The organism is Hydrogenophaga sp., assembly GCF_050182545.1.
In the GTDB taxonomy this organism is placed as follows: Bacteria; Pseudomonadota; Gammaproteobacteria; order Burkholderiales; family Burkholderiaceae_C; genus Hydrogenophaga.
In genome coordinates, this window is sequence record NZ_JBFXCD010000032.1 from 1 (window position 1) to 18,933 (window position 18,933).

An 18,933-nucleotide genomic window follows, 5' to 3' on the forward strand; every position below is an offset into this window, starting at 1 on the left:
GGGTTCTTGGGCGTGAACCGCACGACGGCGCGCAGGCCTCGCGGGCTGCGCTCGGCGTGGGCGTCCTCCATGAACACCGTGGCACCGTGCTGCTGGGCGATCTCCTGCACGATGGCCAGTCCCAGTCCTGAGCCGTCCACATTCGTGCCCAGCGCCCGGTAGAAGGGCTGCAGCACGAAGGCGCGTTCATTCTCGGGAATGCCGGGGCCGTTGTCCTCCACCTGCAAGACCTGCACGCCGCTGAACGGGTCCAGCAGCACGCGCGCCGTCACCACGCCGCCACGCCCCGTGTAGTTGATTGCGTTGTCCACCAGGTTGCGCACCATCTCCTGCAGGAGGATGGGGTTGCCGTCGATCAGGCAGTCCTCGGGCATTTCGTTCCGGCCCTCGAAGCCGAGGTCGATGCCATGCTCCATGGCGCGCGGCACCGACTCCTGCACCACACCGCGCACCAGCTTCGCCAGGTCGAGGCGCGCGCTGGGCAGCGTGCGACCCGTGGTTTCGGCGCGCGCCAGCGCCAGCAACTGGTTCACGGTGTGCGTGGCGCGCGCGCTGGATCGCGCAATCTGCTGCAGCGAGCCGCGGATCTCCACGGGGTCGGTTTCGCGCTGCGCCAGCTCGGCCTGCATGCGAAGACCGGCCAGGGGCGTCTTGAGCTGGTGCGCCGCATCCGCCAGAAAGCGCCGCTGGGTGGTGAGCGAGGCTTTCAGTCGCGTGAGCAGGTCGTTGATCGAGGACACCAGCGGCGCCACTTCCTGCGGGATGGCCGACTCCTCGATCGGGCTCAGGTCGTCGGGTTTGCGCGCGCGGATGCGCTGCTCCAGTTCGTTGAGCGGCCGGATGCCGCGCACCAGCGCCAGCCACACCAGCAAAACGGCCAGTGGCAGGATGACGAACTGCGGCACCATCACGCCCTTGATGATCTCGGCGGCCAGCGTCGAGCGCTTGCCGCGCGTCTCGGCCACCTGCATCAGCACCAGGCGCTCGGGGTCGTTGCGCGCCAGCCAGATGTAGGCCACGCGCACTTCGTCACCACGCACCATGTCGTCGCGCATCTGCACGATGCCCGGCGTGGGTGTCGAGTCGTCGCTGGGGCGGGGAAAGTCCGCCTCGCCGCTGATCACGGTCCCGCGCGAATCCAGCACCTGGTAGTAGACGAGGTCGCTGTCGTCGGCGCGCAGCAGATCGCGCGCCTGGGCGTTCAGGTTGAAGCTCACGTGACCCTCGTGCGCCTGCACAAACTGGGTGAGCGCCTGAAGGTTGAATTCGAGCGCGCGGTCGAACGGCTTGCTCGCGATGCCCTGCGCCACGAACCAGGTCAGCGCCAGCGACAGCGGCCACAGCAGCAGCAGCGGCGTGAGCATCCAGTCGAGGATTTCGCCGAACAGACTGCGTTGCTCGCGCTGGAACAGGCCAAACGACATCGGCCCGGGCCGACCCTCCAGGGGGGCGGGGCCCTCGCCGGACGTGCCGTCCTCAACCGGTGATTTTTTCAAGGCAGTAGCCCAGCCCGCGCACGGTGGCGATGCGGATCGGGCCTTTTTCGATCTTCTTGCGCAGGCGGTGGATGTAGACCTCGATGGCGTTGTTGCTCACCTCTTCGCCCCATTCGCAAAGCCGTTCGACCAGCTGGTCCTTGCTGACCAGGCGTCCGGCGCGCTGCAGCAGCACTTCGAGCAGGCCCAGCTCCCGGGCGGAGAGCTCGACCATCTTGCCGTCGATCGTTGCCACGCGACCGGCCTGGTCGTATTCCAGCGGGCCGTGGCGGATGGTGTTGGTGGTGCCCCCCATGCCCCGGCGCGTCAGGGCGCGCACCCGCGCTTCGAGCTCCTGCAGCGAGAAGGGCTTGGCCATGTAGTCGTCGGCGCCGTAGTCCAGCCCCTTGACGCGCTCTTCCACGCTGTCGGCCGCGGTGAGGATGAGCACCGGCATCGTGGAGCCACGCGAGCGCAGGCGCTTGAGCACCTCCAGGCCGTGCAGCCGGGGCAGGCCCAGATCGAGGATGAGCAGATCGAACTCGTTGTTCGTGAGCAGGGCGGCGTCGGCCTCGCTGCCGCTGGTGACGTGGTCTACGGCCGCGCCGGCTGCCCTCAGGCTGCGCAGGAGGCCGTCGGCCAGCACATGGTCGTCTTCGGCAATCAGGATGCGCATGGGATGTCTCCTCGGGCTGTTGGCACAGCGCCTGTTGTGGCAGATGGTTCCGCGCGCCGGGCGCCGGCGCCGCTCGATTTCATTTTAGGTCGCGCTGCGGGCGCCAGTGGCTTCCGATCCGTAGACCTCCAGCCCGAGCGCGACCACGGTGGCCACCGCATCACCGACCTGGGCGCGGAACTCGGCTTCGGCTTGCGCCACGGCCTGGCGGAAAGCCTCCAGCCACAGCAGGCCTGTGTCGGTGAAGACAATGCGTCGCGCGCGCGCATCACGGGGATCGGGCTCGCGCCGCACCAGGCCCCAGGCTTCGCATTGCGTGACCAGGTCGCCCATGGCCTGCTTGCTCATGCCGGCGTGCTGCGCCAGCTCCGTCAGGCGCGAGCCGTGCAGGCCCAGGTGGCGGGTGATGTGGATGTGTGCGGCGCCGACCTGCGCGCGCGCCGCCAGGTGCGACAGCGCCAGCGGGACGTTGGCGTCGTGCGCCATCAGGTGCAGCACGCGCTCGTCGAAGCGCCGCAGCGCCTGACCCATCAGGCGACCCAGGTGGCCGCCACGCCAGCGGTCGTCGGGTGACCTGTCGGGGGCGGCCGCAACGGGTTTGTCGTGCATGGTCAGATGGTAAGGCAAACTGACCAAATAATTGCCATGCGAGTTTCAACCCTCTTGTAAACTGCTGTTCAAGCATCCAGCCTGTACACATTCCCACAGGTCGTGCGATCCCCTACAACCCGCTCAGGAGCCCCTCATGGACGCAGCCGTCAAGAACAACCCCCTCAACAGCGAAAAAGCCAAGGCCCTGCAGGCCGCGCTGGCCCAGATCGAAAAGCAGTTCGGCAAGGGCACCATCATGCGGCTGGGCGAGGGCGAGGTGATCGAGGACATCCAGGTTGTCTCCACCGGTTCGCTGGGGCTGGACATCGCCCTGGGCGTGGGCGGCCTGCCGCGCGGCCGGGTGGTGGAAATCTACGGCCCGGAATCCTCGGGCAAGACCACACTGACGCTGCAGGTGATTGCCGAAATGCAAAAACTGGGTGGCCAGTGTGCCTTCGTCGACGCCGAACACGCGCTGGACATCCAGTACGCCCAGAAACTCGGCGTGGACCTGCAGGACCTGCTGATCTCCCAGCCCGACACCGGCGAGCAGGCGCTCGAAATCGTCGACAGCCTGGTGCGTTCCGGCGCGGTGGACCTGATCGTGGTCGACTCGGTGGCCGCGCTCACGCCCAAGGCCGAACTCGAAGGCGAGATGGGCGATTCGCTGCCCGGCCTGCAGGCGCGCCTGATGAGCCAGGCGCTGCGCAAGCTCACCGCCCACATCAAGAAGACCAACTGCATGGTCATCTTCATCAACCAGATCCGCATGAAGATCGGTGTCATGTTCGGCAGTCCCGAAACCACCACCGGCGGCAACGCACTCAAGTTCTACGCCTCCGTGCGCCTGGACATTCGCCGCACCGGCACCATCAAGAAGGGCGAGGACGCGATCGGCAACGAAACCAAGGTCAAGGTGGTGAAGAACAAGGTCTCGCCACCGTTCAAGACCGCCGAGTTCGACATCCTGTTTGGCGAGGGCATCAGCCGCGAGGGCGAGATCCTGGACCTGGGTGTGGCGCACCGGGTGGTGGAGAAGTCGGGCGCCTGGTATGCGTACAACGGGGAGAAGATCGGCCAGGGCCGCGACAACTCGCGCGAGTTCCTGCGCGAAAACACCGACCTGCGCATCGAAATCGAGAACAAGGTGCGCACCGAGCTGGGTGTGCCGCTGCTGCCAGTGGACGAAGCTCCCGCGCCGACCAAGGGGGGCAAGTCGGCCAAGGAAAAGGCCGCTGACAAGGCGGCCCGCGCCGAAAGTGCCACAGCAGGCGCGCCGGTGACCGAGTAAGGAATGGGCCCGTGCCACGCGCACGGGCACCGTTGCATGGGCTTTGACCAGATCTCCCTCAAGGGCCGCGCCCTGCGCCTGCTGGCCGGGCGCGAGCATTCGCGCGCCGAACTGCAGCGCAAGCTGAGCCCGCACGAGACCGAGCCGGGCGAACTGGCCCGGGCGCTCGACGAGCTGCAGGCCAAGGGCTTCATCAACGAGCAGCGCGTGCTGGAATCCGTGCTGCACCGGCGCGCCACGCGCCTGGGCGCGGCGCGCGTGCGTCAGGAGCTGCAGGCCAAGGGCCTCGACCCGCAGGCGGTGGCCGATGCGGTGGCCGGTCTGCAGGAGACCGAGGAGGCGCGGGCGCGCGAGGTCTGGCGCAGGAAGTTCGGGGCGCCCCCGCAGGACGTCGCCGAGCATGGTCGCCAGGTGCGGTTTCTGCTCGCGCGCGGCTTCAGCGCCACGGCCGTGCGGCGCGTCGTGCGCGGTGGTCCGGGCGACAGCGAAGACTGAGCGCGGCGTCAGCCGGCGGGTGTGCCCGTCGCGCGCGCCGCGCCGGGTGAGGCACCGGGCGTGCGCAGCATGCGCCAGGCCAGCCAGGCGCTGAACACCATGATGCCCGTGCCCAGCAGCGCCGCAGCCTGCAGGCCATCGACAAAGGCCGCGCGGGCGGTCTGGCGCAGGGCCTCGGCCAGTGGCGCGGGCAGACCCTGGGCCGCCTCCAGCGCGCCACCCAGCGTGGAGGTGCTGGCCAGAGCCTCGGCCGACAGCTCGGCCGGCATTCGACCCGCCATGCCATGGCGGTACAGGCTTGTGGCGAGACTGCCGAAGACCGCGATGCCCAGCGCACCCGACAGCTCCGAACTGGTCTCGGACAGCGCCGAGGCGGCACCCGCGCGTTCGGGCGGTGCCGAGCTGATGACGATGTCGTTGCCCAGCGCGAACACCGGTGCCATGCCCAGGCCCATGAGCACCATGCCGCCGATTAGCCAGGCCAGCCCGTGCGCACCGTCCACCAGCACCATGCCGGCAAATCCGGCGGCCGCCACAACGAGTCCGATCACGATGGTCCGGGGCGCGCCGAGGCGCTGCGCGATGGCGGGTGTGAACATGGAACCCGCGACGAACGACAGTGCCCAGGGCACCGTGCACAGGCCGGCGATCAAAGGCGACAGGCTCAGCACCAGCTGCAGGTGTTGCGAAACAAAGATGTAGACGCCGAACATGGCGAATGAGGTGAGCGCATAGGTGCAGATGGCCGCCGCGAAGCGGGGTTGGCCAAACAGCTTGAGGTCCAGCAGCGGGTAGGCAATGCGGCGCTGGCGGCGCACGAACGACACGCCCGCGAGCAGGCCCAGGGTGGCGGCGGCCCAGGTCGCTGCGCCGACATGCCCTTCGGCCACCTGCTTGAGCGCGAACACGCCCCCGAGCACCGCGGCCATTGACAGCGCCACGCTGCCAAGGTCCAGCCGACCTGCCTTCGGGTCGCGGTACTCGGGCAGCAGGAACGGGCCGACCGCCAGCAACAGCAGCATCACCGGCACGGCAGCCCAGAAAATCGCGGGCCACGCGAAATACTGCAGGATCACACCACCCACGAGCGGGCCGATGGCGCCGCCCACGGAATAGCTGGAAATCCAGATGCCGATGGCGATGCGACGTTCCCGCTCGTTGCGGAACATGTTGGAGATCAGCGAGAGCGTGGACGGTGCCAGCGTGGCCCCCGCGATGCCGAGCAGTGCGCGCGTGGCGATCAGAGCCTGCGCGGTGCTGGACAGTGCTGCGGCAACCGAGGCCGCCGCGAAGGCGGCCGCGCCGATCAGCAGCAACCGGCGTCGGCCGAGCTTGTCGCCCAGCGTGCCCATGGTGATCAGGAAGCCGGCCACCATGAAGCCGTAGATGTCGATGATCCAGAGCAATTGCGCGGCAGAGGGCGTGAGGTCGGCGCTGATCGCTGGCAAGGCCAGGTTCAGCACGGTCAGGTCCATCGCGTAGACCAGGCAGGGCAGCGCGATCACCGCCAGAGCCACCCATTCGCGGCGCGTTGCGCGCGCCGGGGCAAGGTCGTTCGGCGTTGCGTCAGTGGACATGGGGACTCCTTCTGGTTCGGCGGTAGACCACGCCGATACCTGCGCCGGCGCCATTCAGGCGTACGACGAATGAGCGCACCGGGTTTCGACAACCCGGCGCGGGCTTCAAAGCCCGAGCATGAGCTGCAGGTTTTGCACCGCCGCGCCGCTGGCGCCCTTGCCCAGGTTGTCCAGCCGTGCCACCACCACCGCCTGTCGGGCCTCCTCGTTGCCGAATACGCGGATTTCCAGCCGGTTGGTGTCGTTGAGCGCCAGCGCGTCGAGCTTGCCGCTCTCGGTCGCAGGCTCGACGCCCACCCATTCGCTGCCCGCATAGTGCTTCGCGTAGATCGCGTGCAGACTGGCAACCGTCGCATGCCCTGGCAGGGTATCCAGATGCAGGGGCAGTTGCACCAGCATGCCCTGCGCAAAGTTGCCAACGGAAGGCGTGAAGACAGGGCGTCGCGTCAGCCCGGTATAGGCCATGATTTCGGGGATGTGCTTGTGCTTGAGGCCCAGCGCGTACAGCTCGTAGGCTGGGGCTTCGCCCTTTTCGTAGGCCTCGATCATGGTGCGCCCACCTCCCGTGTAGCCGCTCACCGCAGGCAGGCAGACGGGGTGGTCGGCCGGCAGTGCGCCCGCGTCGATGAGCGGTCGCAGCAGGGCGATGGCGCCGCTGGCGTAGCACCCCGGGTTGGCGATGCGGCTGGCTTTGACCACGGCCTCGCGCTGGCCGGGAGCCAGCTCCGGGAAGCCGAACACCCAGCCCGGTGCCGTGCGGTGGGCGGTCGACGCGTCGATCACCTTGGGCTGTCTGCCCGGCAGGGCATCGATCATGGCGACGGACTCGCGCGCGGCGTCGTCGTGCAGGCAGAGGATGACCAGATCGACCTGCGCCATCAACTCGCGCTTGGCCGCCGGATCCTTGCGCCGCTCGGGGGCAATGCTGACCACCTCGACCTGCGGGATGCCGTGCAGGCGCTCACGGATCTGCAGTCCGGTGGTGCCCGCTTCGCCGTCGATGAATACCTTGGCCATGGCTGCTCCGCTTTGTCAGTAGGGATATGGGGCACACCTTCCGGCGCGAGTGGCTGCGCGTTTTTGGTGCGTTGCACCATGATACAGTCCCCGGTTGCTGTTTTCAGTGCCCTCCTAGCGGCCACCCCGGGTCGGCCGTCACTCTTTTACCTGTTCCTGAGAGAGACCTCATGAAGATCCATGAATACCAAGGCAAGGAAATCTTGCGCCAGTTTGGTGTGCCGGTGCCGCGTGGCATCGCGGCGTTTACGGTGCAGGAGGCGGTGGAAGCCGCACAGAAGCTGGGTGGACCGGTCTGGGTGGTCAAGGCCCAGATCCATGCCGGTGGTCGCGGCAAGGGCGGCGGTGTGAAAGTGGCAAAGTCGGTCGAAGACGTCAAGCGACTGGCCGGTGAAATCCTGGGCATGCAGCTCAAGACGCACCAGACCGGTCCGGAAGGCCAAAAGGTGCGCCGCCTGTATATCGAGGATGGTGCCGACATCAAGAATGAGCTGTACGTGTCCCTGGTTACCGACCGCGCAACCCAGAAGGTGGCGTTGATTGCTTCGAGCGAAGGTGGCATGGACATCGAGGAAGTCGCCCACGCCACGCCCGAGAAGATCATCACCGAGATGATCGACCCGCTGACCGGTATCACCGAAGCGCAGTCCCGCAAGGTCGCCACGGCCATCGGACTGACCGGCGCCTCCGTGGATCAGGCCGTGGACCTGTTTGCCAGGATCTACAAGTGCTACATGGACACCGATGCGTCCCTGGTGGAGATCAACCCGCTGAACTGCGACTCCAAGGGCAATCTGATCGCGCTGGACGCCAAGTTCAACTTCGACTCCAACGCGTTGTTTCGCCACCCCGAGATCGTGGCCTTCCGCGATCTGGACGAAGAAGACCCAGCCGAAATCGAGGCCTCCAAGTTCGACCTGGCCTACATCAGCCTGGACGGCAACATCGGCTGCCTGGTCAACGGGGCCGGCTTGGCCATGGCCACCATGGACACCATCAAGCTGTTCGGCGGTGAGCCCGCCAACTTTCTGGACGTGGGCGGTGGCGCCACGCCCGAGAAGGTCACCGAGGCTTTCAAGATCATGCTCAAGAACACCAAGGTCAAGGGCATCCTGGTCAACATCTTCGGCGGCATCATGAAGTGCGACACCATCGCCACTGGGGTCATCACCGCCTGCAAGGCGGTGAACCTGAGCGTGCCGCTGGTCGTGCGCATGAAGGGCACCAACGAAGAACTGGGCAAGAAGATGCTGGCCGAATCCGGCCTGCCAATCATCGCCGCCGACACCATGGCCGAAGCCGCGACCAAGATCGTCGCAGCCGTTAAGTAATGACCTTGGGGACAGAGCTTTCGCTTTGTCCCCGACTGACTAGGAAGAAACCATGTCGATTTACATCAACAAAGACACCAAGGTCATCACCCAGGGCATCACGGGCAAGACGGGCCAGTTCCACACTGAGAAGTGCCAGGAGTACGCCAACGGCAAGAACGCGTTCGTGGCGGGCGTGAACCCGAAAAAGGCGGGTGAGTCGATCTTCAACATCCCGATCTACGCCTCGGTGAAGGAAGCCGCCCAGCAGACCGGCGCCACCGTGTCGGTGATCTACGTGCCGCCCGCGGGCGCCGCCGCTGCGATCTGGGAAGCTGTCGAGGCCGACCTGGACCTGGCGGTCTGCATCACCGAGGGCATCCCGGTCAAAGACATGCTGGAAGTGCGCAACAGGATGAAGGCCAAGGAAGCCGCTGGCGGCAAGAAGACCCTGCTGCTGGGCCCCAACTGCCCGGGCCTGATCACGCCCGATGAGATCAAGATTGGCATCATGCCCGGCCACATCCATCGCAAGGGCCGCATCGGTGTGGTCTCGCGTTCGGGCACGCTGACCTATGAAGCCGTGGCCATGCTGACCGAAGTCGGCCTGGGCCAGTCCAGTGCCGTGGGCATCGGTGGTGACCCGATCAACGGCCTGAAGCACATCGACGTCATGAAGGCCTTCAACGACGACCCCGACACGGACGCGGTAATCATGATCGGCGAGATCGGCGGTCCGGACGAAGCGGAAGCCGCAATGTGGTGCAAGGCAAACATGAAGAAGCCAATCGTTGGCTTCATCGCGGGCGTGACCGCGCCCCCCGGCAAGCGCATGGGCCATGCTGGCGCGCTCATCTCGGGCGGCGCCGACACGGCCGATGCCAAGCTCGCCATCATGGAGGAGTGCGGCTTTGTCATCACGCGCAATCCGTCCGAGCTGGGCAAGCTGCTCAAGGCGCAACTCTGAGCGGGTGGGTGACTCCGTGAAAAGGGCAACGCTTGCGTTGCCTTTTTTCATGCCGACACGGGTATTGCGGCGCCAAGCCCACAAAGGCCCTTGCCGGGCCATGTGCGTCTGAAACAAAATGCTACATTTTCGGTGCAGGCGTTCGTCGCCTCACCATCGGTGCGCTTCTCTCTGACCTTCGGGCAGTTCGCGGCGACCAGCAGGCGAACCGACCCGGAGAATGCGCAACGTGTCCATGCACAAGTCGACCCCCCGCAAGGGCCCAGGCCGGATCTGGCGATCCGATGCCTTCATGGGCCTGCTGGTGGTGCTGGCTGTCTTTGCCTTGCACGCCGGGACCGACCTGTTCGCGGGGCTTGAACGCCGCTTCTATGACGTGGCGAGCACCGCCAGCAACCGCGCTCCCAGCGACCGCATCGCCATCATCGCCATCGACGACCAGAGCATTGCCAACATCGGTCGCTGGCCCTGGCCCCGCGAGGTCCATGCCGAGCTGATCGACCAGCTCGGCGCAGCCAAGGCCAAGACGGTGGCGCACACCGCTTTTTTCTTCGAACCGCAGACCGACCGCGGGTTGACTCAACTGCGCGAATTGCGCTCCATGCTGGAGAGTTCGGCACCGGGCGAGGCGCCGCTCTCTGATTTGGGCGAGATGTCTCGCCAGCGTCTGCGGGAATTCATCGGTGCAGCCGAGCAGACGCTGGACTCCGATGCGCGCCTCGTGGCCAGCATGGCGCGAGCAGGCAACGTGATCGTGCCCTCGGTGTTTGGCCTGGGTGAACCCACGGGCCGTCCTGACCAACCGCTGCCAGCCTTTGCCCAGCGCGGCGCGGTGGCCGATGACAGCGGTTTTGGCGTGCCGGCCTTGCGTATGCAGCAGCCGCTGGCGGCGATAGGCGAGGCGGCCCGGTTCGTGGGGCACCTCAACCAGGTCCCTGATGTGGATGGCTCGGTGCGCCAGGAGCCGTTGCTGGTGCAGTTCGACGGTTTCGCCGTGCCGTCCATGGGCCTGGTGACCGCGGCCCACAGCCTGAATCTGACACGCGACGACATCCGCCTGCTGCCGGGCGAGGGTGTTCTGCTGGGCCGCACGCTGATTCCCACAGATACCGCAGCGCGCACGCTGCCGCAGTTTTACGCCGATCGCGATGGGCGCCCCGCCTTCCCGGTCGATTCCTTCTACGACGTGATCTCGGGCCGTATTCCGGCCAGCAAATACGCCGACAAGATCGTAATCGTCGGCGCCACCGCGGCCGGCGTGGGCACGCTGTTCAACACCCCGGTGTCTGCGACGATGTCACCCGCCACCATCCTCGCGCACATCACATCGAGCATCCTCAGCGGGCATTTCATTGCCCAGCCGGCCTGGAGCGGCCTGGTGGTGCTGGCCGCGCTGGTGCTGGTGGTGGCCTACGTGGTGCTGGTCCTGCCGCGTCTGTCGGCCGCCGCCGCGGCCATGCTGACCGGTGCGTTGTTCCTGTTGTTGCTGGGTGCGGAGTACCAGTTGCTGGCCCAAGCAGCGATCTGGCTGCCCCTGGTGTTTCCGGTGGCACTGCTGCTGATCGGCCACCTGGCGCTCACCACCCGCCGCTTCCTCGTGACGGAGGCCGGCAAGCTGAAGTCCGACGAAGAGTCGGCCGAGACCAACCGCTTGATGGGCATGGCGCTGCAAAGCCAGGGCCAGCTTGACATGGCCTTCGACCGCCTGCGCCGCGTGCCACACAGTGAGGCCTTGATGGACAACCTCAGGCAACTGGCGCTGGACTTCGAGCGCAAGCGCCAGTTCAACAAGGCAGAAGCGGTGTATGAGCACATGGCGCGCTTCGACCGCACCGACACCGACGTGCAGGCACGCCTCAAGCGCGCCAGGAATCTGTCGGAAACCGTGGTCCTGGGGGGAGGATCGTCCCATCCAGGGGGCACGCTGCTGCTCACAGGCGGTGGCATCGAGAAGCCCATGCTGGGGCGCTACCAGGTCGAGAAGGAGTTGGGCAAGGGTGCGATGGGCGTGGTCTATCTGGGGCGCGACCCCAAGATCGGGCGCACCGTGGCCATCAAGACGTTGGCACTCAGCGCCGAGTTTGAGGGTGCCGAACTCGCGGACGCCCGCGAGCGCTTCTTCCGCGAGGCCGAGACCGCTGGGCGCCTGCAGCACCCGCACATCGTCACGATTTTCGACGCGGGTGAAGAGCATGACCTGGCCTACATCGCCATGGAATTCCTGCCAGGACAGGATTTGGTGGAGCACACGCGCTTGGGACAGTTGTTGCCGGTGGCCACGGTGCTGTCCATTGGCGAACGCGTGGCGCTGGCGCTGGACCATGCCCACCGGCAGCAGGTGGTGCACCGCGACATCAAACCGGCCAACGTCATGTACGACCCCGCCACCGACAGCGTCAAGGTCACCGACTTCGGCATTGCCCGCATCACCGGCTCCAGCAAGACCAAGACGGGCATGGTGCTGGGTACGCCCAGTTTCATGTCGCCCGAGCAGTTGGCCGGCCAGCGTGTGGACGGCCGCTCCGACCTCTATTCCCTGGGCGTCGCGCTGTTCCAGTTGCTCACCGGCGCATTGCCGTTGCGGGGCGATTCGCTGGCCTCGCTGATGTACCAGATCGCCAACGAGCCGGCGCCCGACGTGCGCACACTGCGCCCGGACTTGCCGCAGGAACTGGCCGATATACTGGGCAAGGCCCTCACCAAGTCGCCGGTCCAGCGGTACCAGACTGGGGAAGAGCTGGCGACCGATCTGCGCAACGTGCTCGCCATGGCAAGCGCGTCCGAAGCCCCTGAAAAGGCGGCCAGCCCGGCCGGGAGCGGTGATGAAAACGCATTGCTTGCCACTGTTGTCACGCCATCCCCGGCTCAGCGTGGCGTGCTCGAGAGCACCAGCCCCGATATCCGCTTATAAATCGAACAATATGATTTTTGAGTATTTTTGCTTAACGGATCCGGGCCTGGTGAGGGACAACAACGAGGACTCCGTCGCCCTCGATCCCGACAACCAGGTCGCTGTGCTCGCCGATGGCATGGGCGGCTACAACGCGGGCGAAGTCGCCAGTGCGATGGCCACCACCTTCATCAAGACGGAGTTGGGGCGCTGGATGTCCGAGGGCGGACATGAAGCCAGCGCGCGTGAGCTCAAGCGGGCGATGGAAATCTGCATCGACAACGCCAACCGCTCGATCTTCAACGCTGCCAACTCCAATGCGCAGTACGCCGGCATGGGCACTACTCTGGTGATGGGCGTGTTCCACGGCGCGCGCGCCATGATCGGCCATGTGGGCGACTCGCGCTGCTACCGCCTGCGCACTGGCAACTTCATGCAGATCACGCGCGATCACTCCCTGCTGCAGGAACAGATCGATGCCGGGCTCATTTCACTCGAGCAGGCGCAGTACGCCACCCACAAGAACCTGGTTACCCGCGCACTGGGTGTGGAAGACACCGTGTTGCTCGAAGTCAACGAGCACCGGGTCGAAGACGAGGACCTGTACCTGTTCTGCTCGGATGGCCTGAGCGACATGATGAGCGACGAGCGCATCGCCGCCATTCTGGTCACCGCGGGCACCCTTGAAGAAAAGGCCCATGCCCTGGTGGACGCTGCCAACGACGCCGGTGGACGCGACAATATTTCGGTGATACTGGCGTATGCTCGGTCCAAACCTGTGCGCAAGGGTCTGCTGTCGCGGATGCTGGGCAAGGGTTAGTGGCGCGTTTGCGGAAATCCAGAATTCAACTTACAGGTTCCAGAGGAGTCGGCCATGCCGAAAATGATCGTTTCCATCGACGGTGTCGTCATCAAGGAAGTGCAGCTCACCAAAGACCGCACCACGCTCGGCCGCCGTCCTTATAACGACATCGTCATCGACAACCTGGCGGTCAGTGGTGAACACGCCGTGATGCAAATGTCCGGCATGGACGTGTTTCTGGAGGATCTCAACAGCACCAACGGCACGTACGTCAACGGCAAGGCGATCAAGAAGCAGCAGTTGCAGAATGGCGACAGCGTCGAGATCGGCAAGTACAAGATCAAGTTCGTGCACGAGGGCGCCACAGACAGCTACGAGAAGACCACCGTCATCAACGCCGGTGCTGTGGTCGAGGCCGGTGATTCCCAGGGTGCTCCGCTGGGCGCCGCGGCGATCAAGGTCATGTCGGGCACGGCCGCCGGGCGCGAGGTTCCTCTGGTGAAGGTGGTCACCACCATTGGCAAACCCGGCGTGGCCGTGGCCGCCATCACCCGCCGCCCGCATGGCTACGTCGTCGCTCTCGTAGAAGGCACGCTCAAGCCCACCATCAACGGCAATGCCATCGGCACCGACGCCGTCAACCTGCACCACGGTGATCTGCTGGAGCTGGCAGGCACGCAGATGCAGTTTGTGCAGCACTGAGTGCAGCGCGGCCCTGAGGGGCTTGCCGGGCCTTGCGCCCGGTTGCAAAAATGCCAAATAAGTCCTTTCCCGGACTCTGCTGAACAGGTAGCCTTCGGCAGGCGGTTGCCGAGCAGTCCCAGGGGGACTGCGCAAGCGATCATGTTTCAAGTTCTCATGCGCTGGCAGTGCCAGCCATGCCATGCCAAAGCTGCCGATGCGGGTCCGTGTTCTGGGGTGTTCTGGGGCCATCTCCCAAGGTTGCCGCACCACTTCCTTCTTGCTGGACGACAACGTCCTCATTGACGCCGGCACCGGTGTGGGCGATCTGACCCTGGCCGAGATGGCCGGCGTCGACCATGTGCTGCTCACACACTCTCACCTCGACCACGTGGCCGCGTTGCCCCTCATGCTGGACGCGGTGGCGGCGCGCCGCATGGCAGCAGGCGCCGCACCGCTGCAGGTGCACGCCCTGCCCGGCACCATCGAGGCGCTGCGCAGCCACATCTTCAACAACCTGATCTGGCCCGACTTCTCCGCCATCCCGAGTGCTGAGGCTCCCCTCATGCGCTTCGTGCCCATCACCGTGGGCGAGGTGCTGCAGGTGGGTGGCAAGGCCATCGAGGTGCTGCCGGCCGTGCACACGGTGCCAGCGGTCGGGTTCGCCGCAGCGAGCGCGTCTGGCCATTGGGTATTCAGCGGTGACACCGGGCGCAACCCCGCGTTCTGGAAACGCATCAACCAACTGCCGGTCGCCTTGTTGGTGATCGAAACCGCGTTCAGCAACCGCGAGCACGAGCTTGCTCAGCGCAGCCTGCACCTGGCGCCGGGCACCCTGGCCCAGGAACTCGAGCAGATCGACCCAGGCAGCCGCTATCCGATCTACATCACCCACACCAAACCGGCGGAAACAGGCCTGATCATGGAAGAGATCCGCAGCTTCGACGAAGCGCCCCGCCGTGCGGAAAGCGTGCGCCACGACATCCGCTGGCTCAGCGCAGGACAGACCTTCGAACTCTGACAAAACGTGTCCGGTCAGGTGGGAGTGACAAAAAATGTCGGTCACATCCCGGCGCACCGGTCACCAAATGTCACTGGGAGAGGCTTAAACGTGAAATAGGCCGCAGAAAACAGGCCATTTCAGGTTGGCACGGCGTCTGCTGATAGGGAGGCGTCCTTAACCCAACCCTGTCTCTCAAGGAGTCCCCATGAAGCTCAAGCGTTCCCTGCAAAAAGGTTTCACCCTCATCGAACTGATGATCGTGGTGGCCATCATCGGTATTCTGGCTGCGGTTGCGCTGCCGGCTTATCAGGATTACACCAAGCGCGCCAAGATGTCGGAAGTGATTCTGGCGGCATCGGCTTGCCGTACCAGCATCACTGAGATTGTGCAGTCGAACACGGCAGTGTCGCTGCCCGATGGTGGCGATTGGGGTTGCGAAGCTTCTCAGCCGACCTCCACCTATGTGCAGGAAATTGCTACCAACGAAAACGGTGCTGTGCGCGTCACGTCGCGAAACATCGGCACCGGTGCGGATGGTACGGTTTTTCTCGTGCCGGATATCTCGAACGGTTCGATCACCCGTTGGGATTGTGGTGCAGGCAGCGTGCAGGACAAGTTCCTCCCCGGTTCGTGCCGCGTTCAAAACCTGGCCCCTGGTGGTACGTTTGCTGCTCAATAAGGGCCCGCGCACACTATTGAGCAAATGCTTTGCTCCGATTGTGGAAGAAGAAACGCCCCGCTGGGGCGTTTTTCATTGAGCGACACTTTGTCGGGGTTGGTCGCGCTGCTGTTCTTGTTCGGATGGCTGACGACCAGCCATGTATCACCATGGGTCAGTTGGCATGCCGAGCTGACCGTATTTGCGGCCGCTTTTTGCGTGGCATGGATGGCAGTTGCGCCAGCTGTGCGTCGCGGTGGAGCCCTGGCACTTGCCATGCCTCAAGCGACTTGGCCGCTGCTGGTCCTGGGTGTTTGTGCGGTCATTCAATTTGTTCTGGGGCAGATTGACTTCGGCGGTACGGCCTTAGCAGCACTTCTGTATGTACTGCTGGCGTTGGTCTCCATTGGCTTGGGCACGACGGCCACGGCAGGGATACGAGACCCGCATGCTGCCTTGTTCGCTCCTCGCCGAATCCAGGTGGACGAGTGGCTGGCCGGCTCAGTGATCGTGGTTGCCGTGTTGTCGGTTGGTGTCGGTCTTGCCCAGGTGCTGCAGGTTCTTGACGACTCCAGCTGGATTCTGCGCACGGTCGATTCACGCCGCGCAGCTGGCAATGTAGGGCAGCCCAACCATTTGGCGACATTGCTCGTCATGTCTGTAGCCAGCGCGGTCTACCTTTGTTCGATTGAGCGTCTGGGTCGCGGGGTAATGGCCCTGTGCCTCGGTTTCATGTTGCTGGCCCTGGTCGCTACCGGATCACGTTCGGGGGTACTTGGACTGACGCTGGTGGTGCTGTGGTGGATTTGGAAACAACCCGTAGTTACCCCCGGGATTACAAGGTGGTGGGTGTTCCCGTTCGTGATTGGTTTTGCGACCCTGTATTTGCTTTGGCCAAAACTTCTCGCGCTATACGACATGGCGGGCCATGGTGGCATTGCCCGCATTGCAGAGAGCACTGCCGATCCCCGGCTGACGGTCTGGCCACAACTGCTGGAGGCTGTAGGACAGCGCCCTTGGTTTGGTTGGGGAATCCGCGATACCGCAGAGGCGCACGCGGCAGTAGTTCATGCCTACGACCGCAGCCTGCCCCTGACCTACAGCCACAATCTGCTTATCGATCTGGCGATCTGGGTCGGCCTGCCTCTGACATTGTTGATGACCGTCGCGTCGTTGTATTGGTTGTGGTCGCGCGCACGCTCCATCGACGGACCAAAGGCCTGGTTTGGCTTGGCTGTTGCGCTTCCCCTTGGCTTGCATTCCATGCTCGAGTTCCCGTTTGCCTATGCGTACCTTCTAGCGCCAGCCATGGTCGGCATCGGGATGGTTGAGGGTGCGGTTCGTCCTGTGAGCGCATTGACCATCAATGCTCGCTTGGCGGCCGTTTTTCTGGCCACTTTTACTGCTCTGGCGGCTTGGACGGTGGTCGACTACGTCCGCGCCGAAGAGGACTTTCGGCTTGCCCGTTTTGAAATGTTGCGGATCGGGCCTGAAGGTCAAGCCGATAATCCCGCAAAGGTCTATCTCCTAACGCAATTGGAGGCGGTCAACGAGGCGGGTAGGCTGCAACTGAAGCCCGGCATGCGGCCCGAAGAAATTGAGACATTGAGGCGCGTCGCCGATCACTACGCATGGTCTGGTGCCCGATACCGCTATGTCACGGCGCTGGTCCTCAACGGTGAGACCGTCGAGGCATCGCGACAGATGCGCATCCTGCGCGCTCAGCATGGTAGTGAGCTGCACGACAAGCTGAAGCGCCAACTTGACGCAGAAGTCGCAGCCTATTCGCGGAGTACTGACTCCGTCTCGAATTGAGGAAGCGTCCATCGTCGAGCAAGACCGCCGTCGATTCAGCTGAATCCCTCATTTCCTTTCTACACTCCAGCTTGTTCGAAGACAGGAGAAAAAATTGACAGCAACGAGCTGGCGTTGGCGCATGAAGGCAGCAGGGACCCACATGGCCTTGAGTGCGGTGGTGATCGGGTTCATCGCACTGGGGATGTTTTATGTTTGGTATCCGGAACCCTTCCGGTCATTGTCCGGTGGGCTGAGCCTCTTCTTCTTGGTTGCGCTCGTGGACTTGGTGTTGGGGCCCGGGGCGACATTGGTTGTATCAAGCCCTGGTAAGTCGAAGCGCGAATGGCGCACTGACGTCGGGTTGATTGTTTTGATTCAGTTGGCCGCTCTGGCCTACGGAGTCTGGACGGTGTACCAAGCGCGCCCTGTCTTTCTGGCATTCGAAATCGATCGCTTTCGAGCGGTCCACGCCGTTGAGGTTCCGCTTGAACTGTTGGATCGCGCCCCGCCAGGCGCTCGGGTTCTGCCGCTCCTCGGGCCGGGCATGGTGGCCGTGCGCCCCTTCGTTGACGCGAAAGAGGAGGCTGATGCCACCATGGCCGCCTTGGGTGGCGTGCATCTGGGGGCACGCCCCGACCTCTGGATGGCCTACGAGGACTCGGTACCGCAGGTACTGGCAGTGGCGAGACCAGTGCGGGAACTGTTGGATCGAAGGTCGGATGCTCGGGAGGCCTGGGTTCGATCACCCGTGCTGGACAAGTTGAATCCCGATGAGGTCTTGCACCTGCCTCTGGTTGGACGGGCTTCTTTCTGGACCATCCTGCTCGACCGTCACAGCGCTCAACCGGTGGGCTATCTGCCGATCGATCCGTACGACCCGTGATGCTCACCCCGCCACAAACTCCCCACTTTTCCCCCCCCCGCTTCTCCACCAACCGCACCCCGCCCATCACCATCCCCCGGTCCACGGCCTTGCACATGTCGTAGATGGTGAGCAGCGCCACCGACACCGCTATATTAATCAAGGGCTTAGGTGTCTGTCGCCGGGCTTTCACGCCTCAAAAACTCGATTCTTGGTCAACGCAGTTGGACAAAACTTGGACAGCGACTGCTGCCAAGGAGTCGAAGGATAAACCAAGCTCCCCTATGTGGAGGTGCACCATCAACACGCGCAAGCGCACACTGCCTTGTGGATAGTCTCTATGGGAGGAGTGGCACCAACCTAGCGGTGGTCACCATAGGCTAGGCGTCCACCGTTCTGGCTTCTGAGCTATGCCAGCCAGCAACGCTTTAAACAGGTCACCTTCACCGGTTGAACCCGGCAGGAATTCCTGGGAGTTGAAGCGTTCCGCATCGATGTCGATGAGCTTTAGCAACTCAAGAATTTCGTCGCGGTGAACCTCCGACGTATCTTCATCCAAGGGCCTTCTAGTAAGGCGCACCATCAACTCAGGCAGAAGGCGAATCAGTGCGGCAAAGCCCGTAGTTCTACCTAGGATCATGCCTTTGTTGCGATCCCTTAATGCGCCGGGCCATCGCAGCTCGACTGCCCAAAAATACTCCCAAAGTACAAAGGTGTTGATTTCCACGCATAGGTGACCCGGGATTTCCATAGAACCTTGACCCACCCTTTGGGATGAACCTTGCGGTTCAGGATGTGGATAAGTTCTTTGGGGTCTTCTCCTTCTTGGGTACTGGTGTGG

The 18,933-nt window shown here is 64.2% G+C and carries 17 protein-coding genes and 1 pseudogene; 11 read left to right on the forward strand and 7 right to left on the reverse strand.

From position 1 onward, the window contains the following. From AB7P10_RS19695 to AB7P10_RS19705, 3 genes are all read right to left on the reverse strand, one after another. The coding region (locus AB7P10_RS19695) for a sensor histidine kinase N-terminal domain-containing protein (RefSeq protein ID WP_428295556.1) at positions 1 to 1,424 on the reverse strand (1,424 nt) is incomplete at its 3' end. A 52-nt stretch (positions 1,425 to 1,476) separates the two neighbouring features. Further along, a complete protein-coding gene (locus tag AB7P10_RS19700) occupies positions 1,477 to 2,151 on the reverse strand; it encodes a response regulator (protein WP_428295540.1) in 675 nt (224 codons plus the stop codon). A gap of 84 nt (positions 2,152 to 2,235) precedes the next feature. Next, the gene (locus tag AB7P10_RS19705) at positions 2,236 to 2,760 is read right to left on the reverse strand and encodes a MarR family winged helix-turn-helix transcriptional regulator (protein WP_428295541.1); all 525 of its coding nucleotides are present in this window, start codon (positions 2,758 to 2,760) and stop codon (positions 2,236 to 2,238) included. A gap of 136 nt (positions 2,761 to 2,896) precedes the next feature. Between AB7P10_RS19705 and recA the strand changes: the two genes are divergently transcribed. Beyond that, complete coding sequence (recA, locus tag AB7P10_RS19710; protein ID WP_428295542.1) at positions 2,897 to 4,033, forward strand: recombinase RecA; 1,137 nt, start codon at positions 2,897 to 2,899, stop codon at positions 4,031 to 4,033. 36 nt (positions 4,034 to 4,069) lie between these two features. Further along, complete coding sequence (gene recX, locus AB7P10_RS19715) at positions 4,070 to 4,528, forward strand: recombination regulator RecX (RefSeq protein WP_428295543.1); 459 nt, start codon at positions 4,070 to 4,072, stop codon at positions 4,526 to 4,528. Positions 4,529 to 4,536: 8 nt separating this feature from the next. On the opposite strand, the gene AB7P10_RS19720 is transcribed toward recX, so the two are convergent. After that, positions 4,537 to 6,105 (reverse strand): MFS transporter, encoded by a 1,569-nt coding sequence (locus AB7P10_RS19720; RefSeq protein WP_428295544.1) that lies wholly within the window; start codon positions 6,103 to 6,105, stop codon positions 4,537 to 4,539. Between the two features lie 105 nt (positions 6,106 to 6,210). Next, positions 6,211 to 7,122, reverse strand: coding sequence for an N-acetyl-gamma-glutamyl-phosphate reductase (gene argC / locus AB7P10_RS19725; RefSeq protein ID WP_428295545.1), 912 nt, complete (start codon positions 7,120 to 7,122; stop codon positions 6,211 to 6,213). A 170-nt stretch (positions 7,123 to 7,292) separates the two neighbouring features. On the opposite strand from argC, the gene sucC reads away from it, so the two are divergent. The 9 genes from sucC (at position 7,293) to tfpZ (ending at position 18,113) form a co-directional block, all read left to right on the forward strand. Next, complete coding sequence (sucC, locus tag AB7P10_RS19730) at positions 7,293 to 8,453, forward strand: ADP-forming succinate--CoA ligase subunit beta (RefSeq protein ID WP_428295546.1); 1,161 nt, start codon at positions 7,293 to 7,295, stop codon at positions 8,451 to 8,453. Positions 8,454 to 8,505: 52 nt separating this feature from the next. After that, complete coding sequence (gene sucD / locus AB7P10_RS19735; RefSeq protein ID WP_428295547.1) at positions 8,506 to 9,399, forward strand: succinate--CoA ligase subunit alpha; 894 nt, start codon at positions 8,506 to 8,508, stop codon at positions 9,397 to 9,399. Between the two features lie 235 nt (positions 9,400 to 9,634). Continuing rightward, complete coding sequence (locus AB7P10_RS19740; RefSeq protein WP_428295548.1) at positions 9,635 to 12,310, forward strand: CHASE2 domain-containing serine/threonine-protein kinase; 2,676 nt, start codon at positions 9,635 to 9,637, stop codon at positions 12,308 to 12,310. Positions 12,311 to 12,320: 10 nt separating this feature from the next. After that, entirely contained in the window at positions 12,321 to 13,109 is a 789-nt protein-coding gene (locus tag AB7P10_RS19745) for a Stp1/IreP family PP2C-type Ser/Thr phosphatase (RefSeq protein ID WP_428295549.1), read from the forward strand. Between the two features lie 54 nt (positions 13,110 to 13,163). After that, positions 13,164 to 13,793 (forward strand): FHA domain-containing protein, encoded by a 630-nt coding sequence (locus AB7P10_RS19750; RefSeq protein WP_428295550.1) that lies wholly within the window; start codon positions 13,164 to 13,166, stop codon positions 13,791 to 13,793. 196 nt (positions 13,794 to 13,989) lie between these two features. Further along, positions 13,990 to 14,793 (forward strand): MBL fold metallo-hydrolase, encoded by an 804-nt coding sequence (locus tag AB7P10_RS19755; RefSeq protein ID WP_428295551.1) that lies wholly within the window; start codon positions 13,990 to 13,992, stop codon positions 14,791 to 14,793. A 187-nt stretch (positions 14,794 to 14,980) separates the two neighbouring features. Further along, complete coding sequence (locus AB7P10_RS19760; RefSeq protein WP_428295552.1) at positions 14,981 to 15,454, forward strand: pilin; 474 nt, start codon at positions 14,981 to 14,983, stop codon at positions 15,452 to 15,454. 75 nt (positions 15,455 to 15,529) lie between these two features. After that, positions 15,530 to 17,248 carry a Wzy polymerase domain-containing protein gene (locus AB7P10_RS19765; protein ID WP_428295553.1) on the forward strand — a complete coding sequence of 573 codons (1,719 nt, stop codon included), beginning with the start codon at positions 15,530 to 15,532 and terminating at the stop codon, positions 17,246 to 17,248. Between the two features lie 94 nt (positions 17,249 to 17,342). Next, complete coding sequence (gene tfpZ, locus AB7P10_RS19770; RefSeq protein ID WP_428295554.1) at positions 17,343 to 18,113, forward strand: TfpX/TfpZ family type IV pilin accessory protein; 771 nt, start codon at positions 17,343 to 17,345, stop codon at positions 18,111 to 18,113. A 3-nt stretch (positions 18,114 to 18,116) separates the two neighbouring features. On the opposite strand, the pseudogene AB7P10_RS19775 reads toward tfpZ, so the two are convergent. Together AB7P10_RS19775 and AB7P10_RS19780 are read right to left on the reverse strand one after the other, a co-directional pair. Then, positions 18,117 to 18,243 (reverse strand): annotated as a pseudogene (locus AB7P10_RS19775) (cyclic pyranopterin monophosphate synthase MoaC); the annotation flags it as partial. Positions 18,244 to 18,462: 219 nt separating this feature from the next. Further along, on the reverse strand, positions 18,463 to 18,933 hold a 471-nt coding region (locus tag AB7P10_RS19780), incomplete at its 5' end, for a hypothetical protein (protein WP_428295555.1).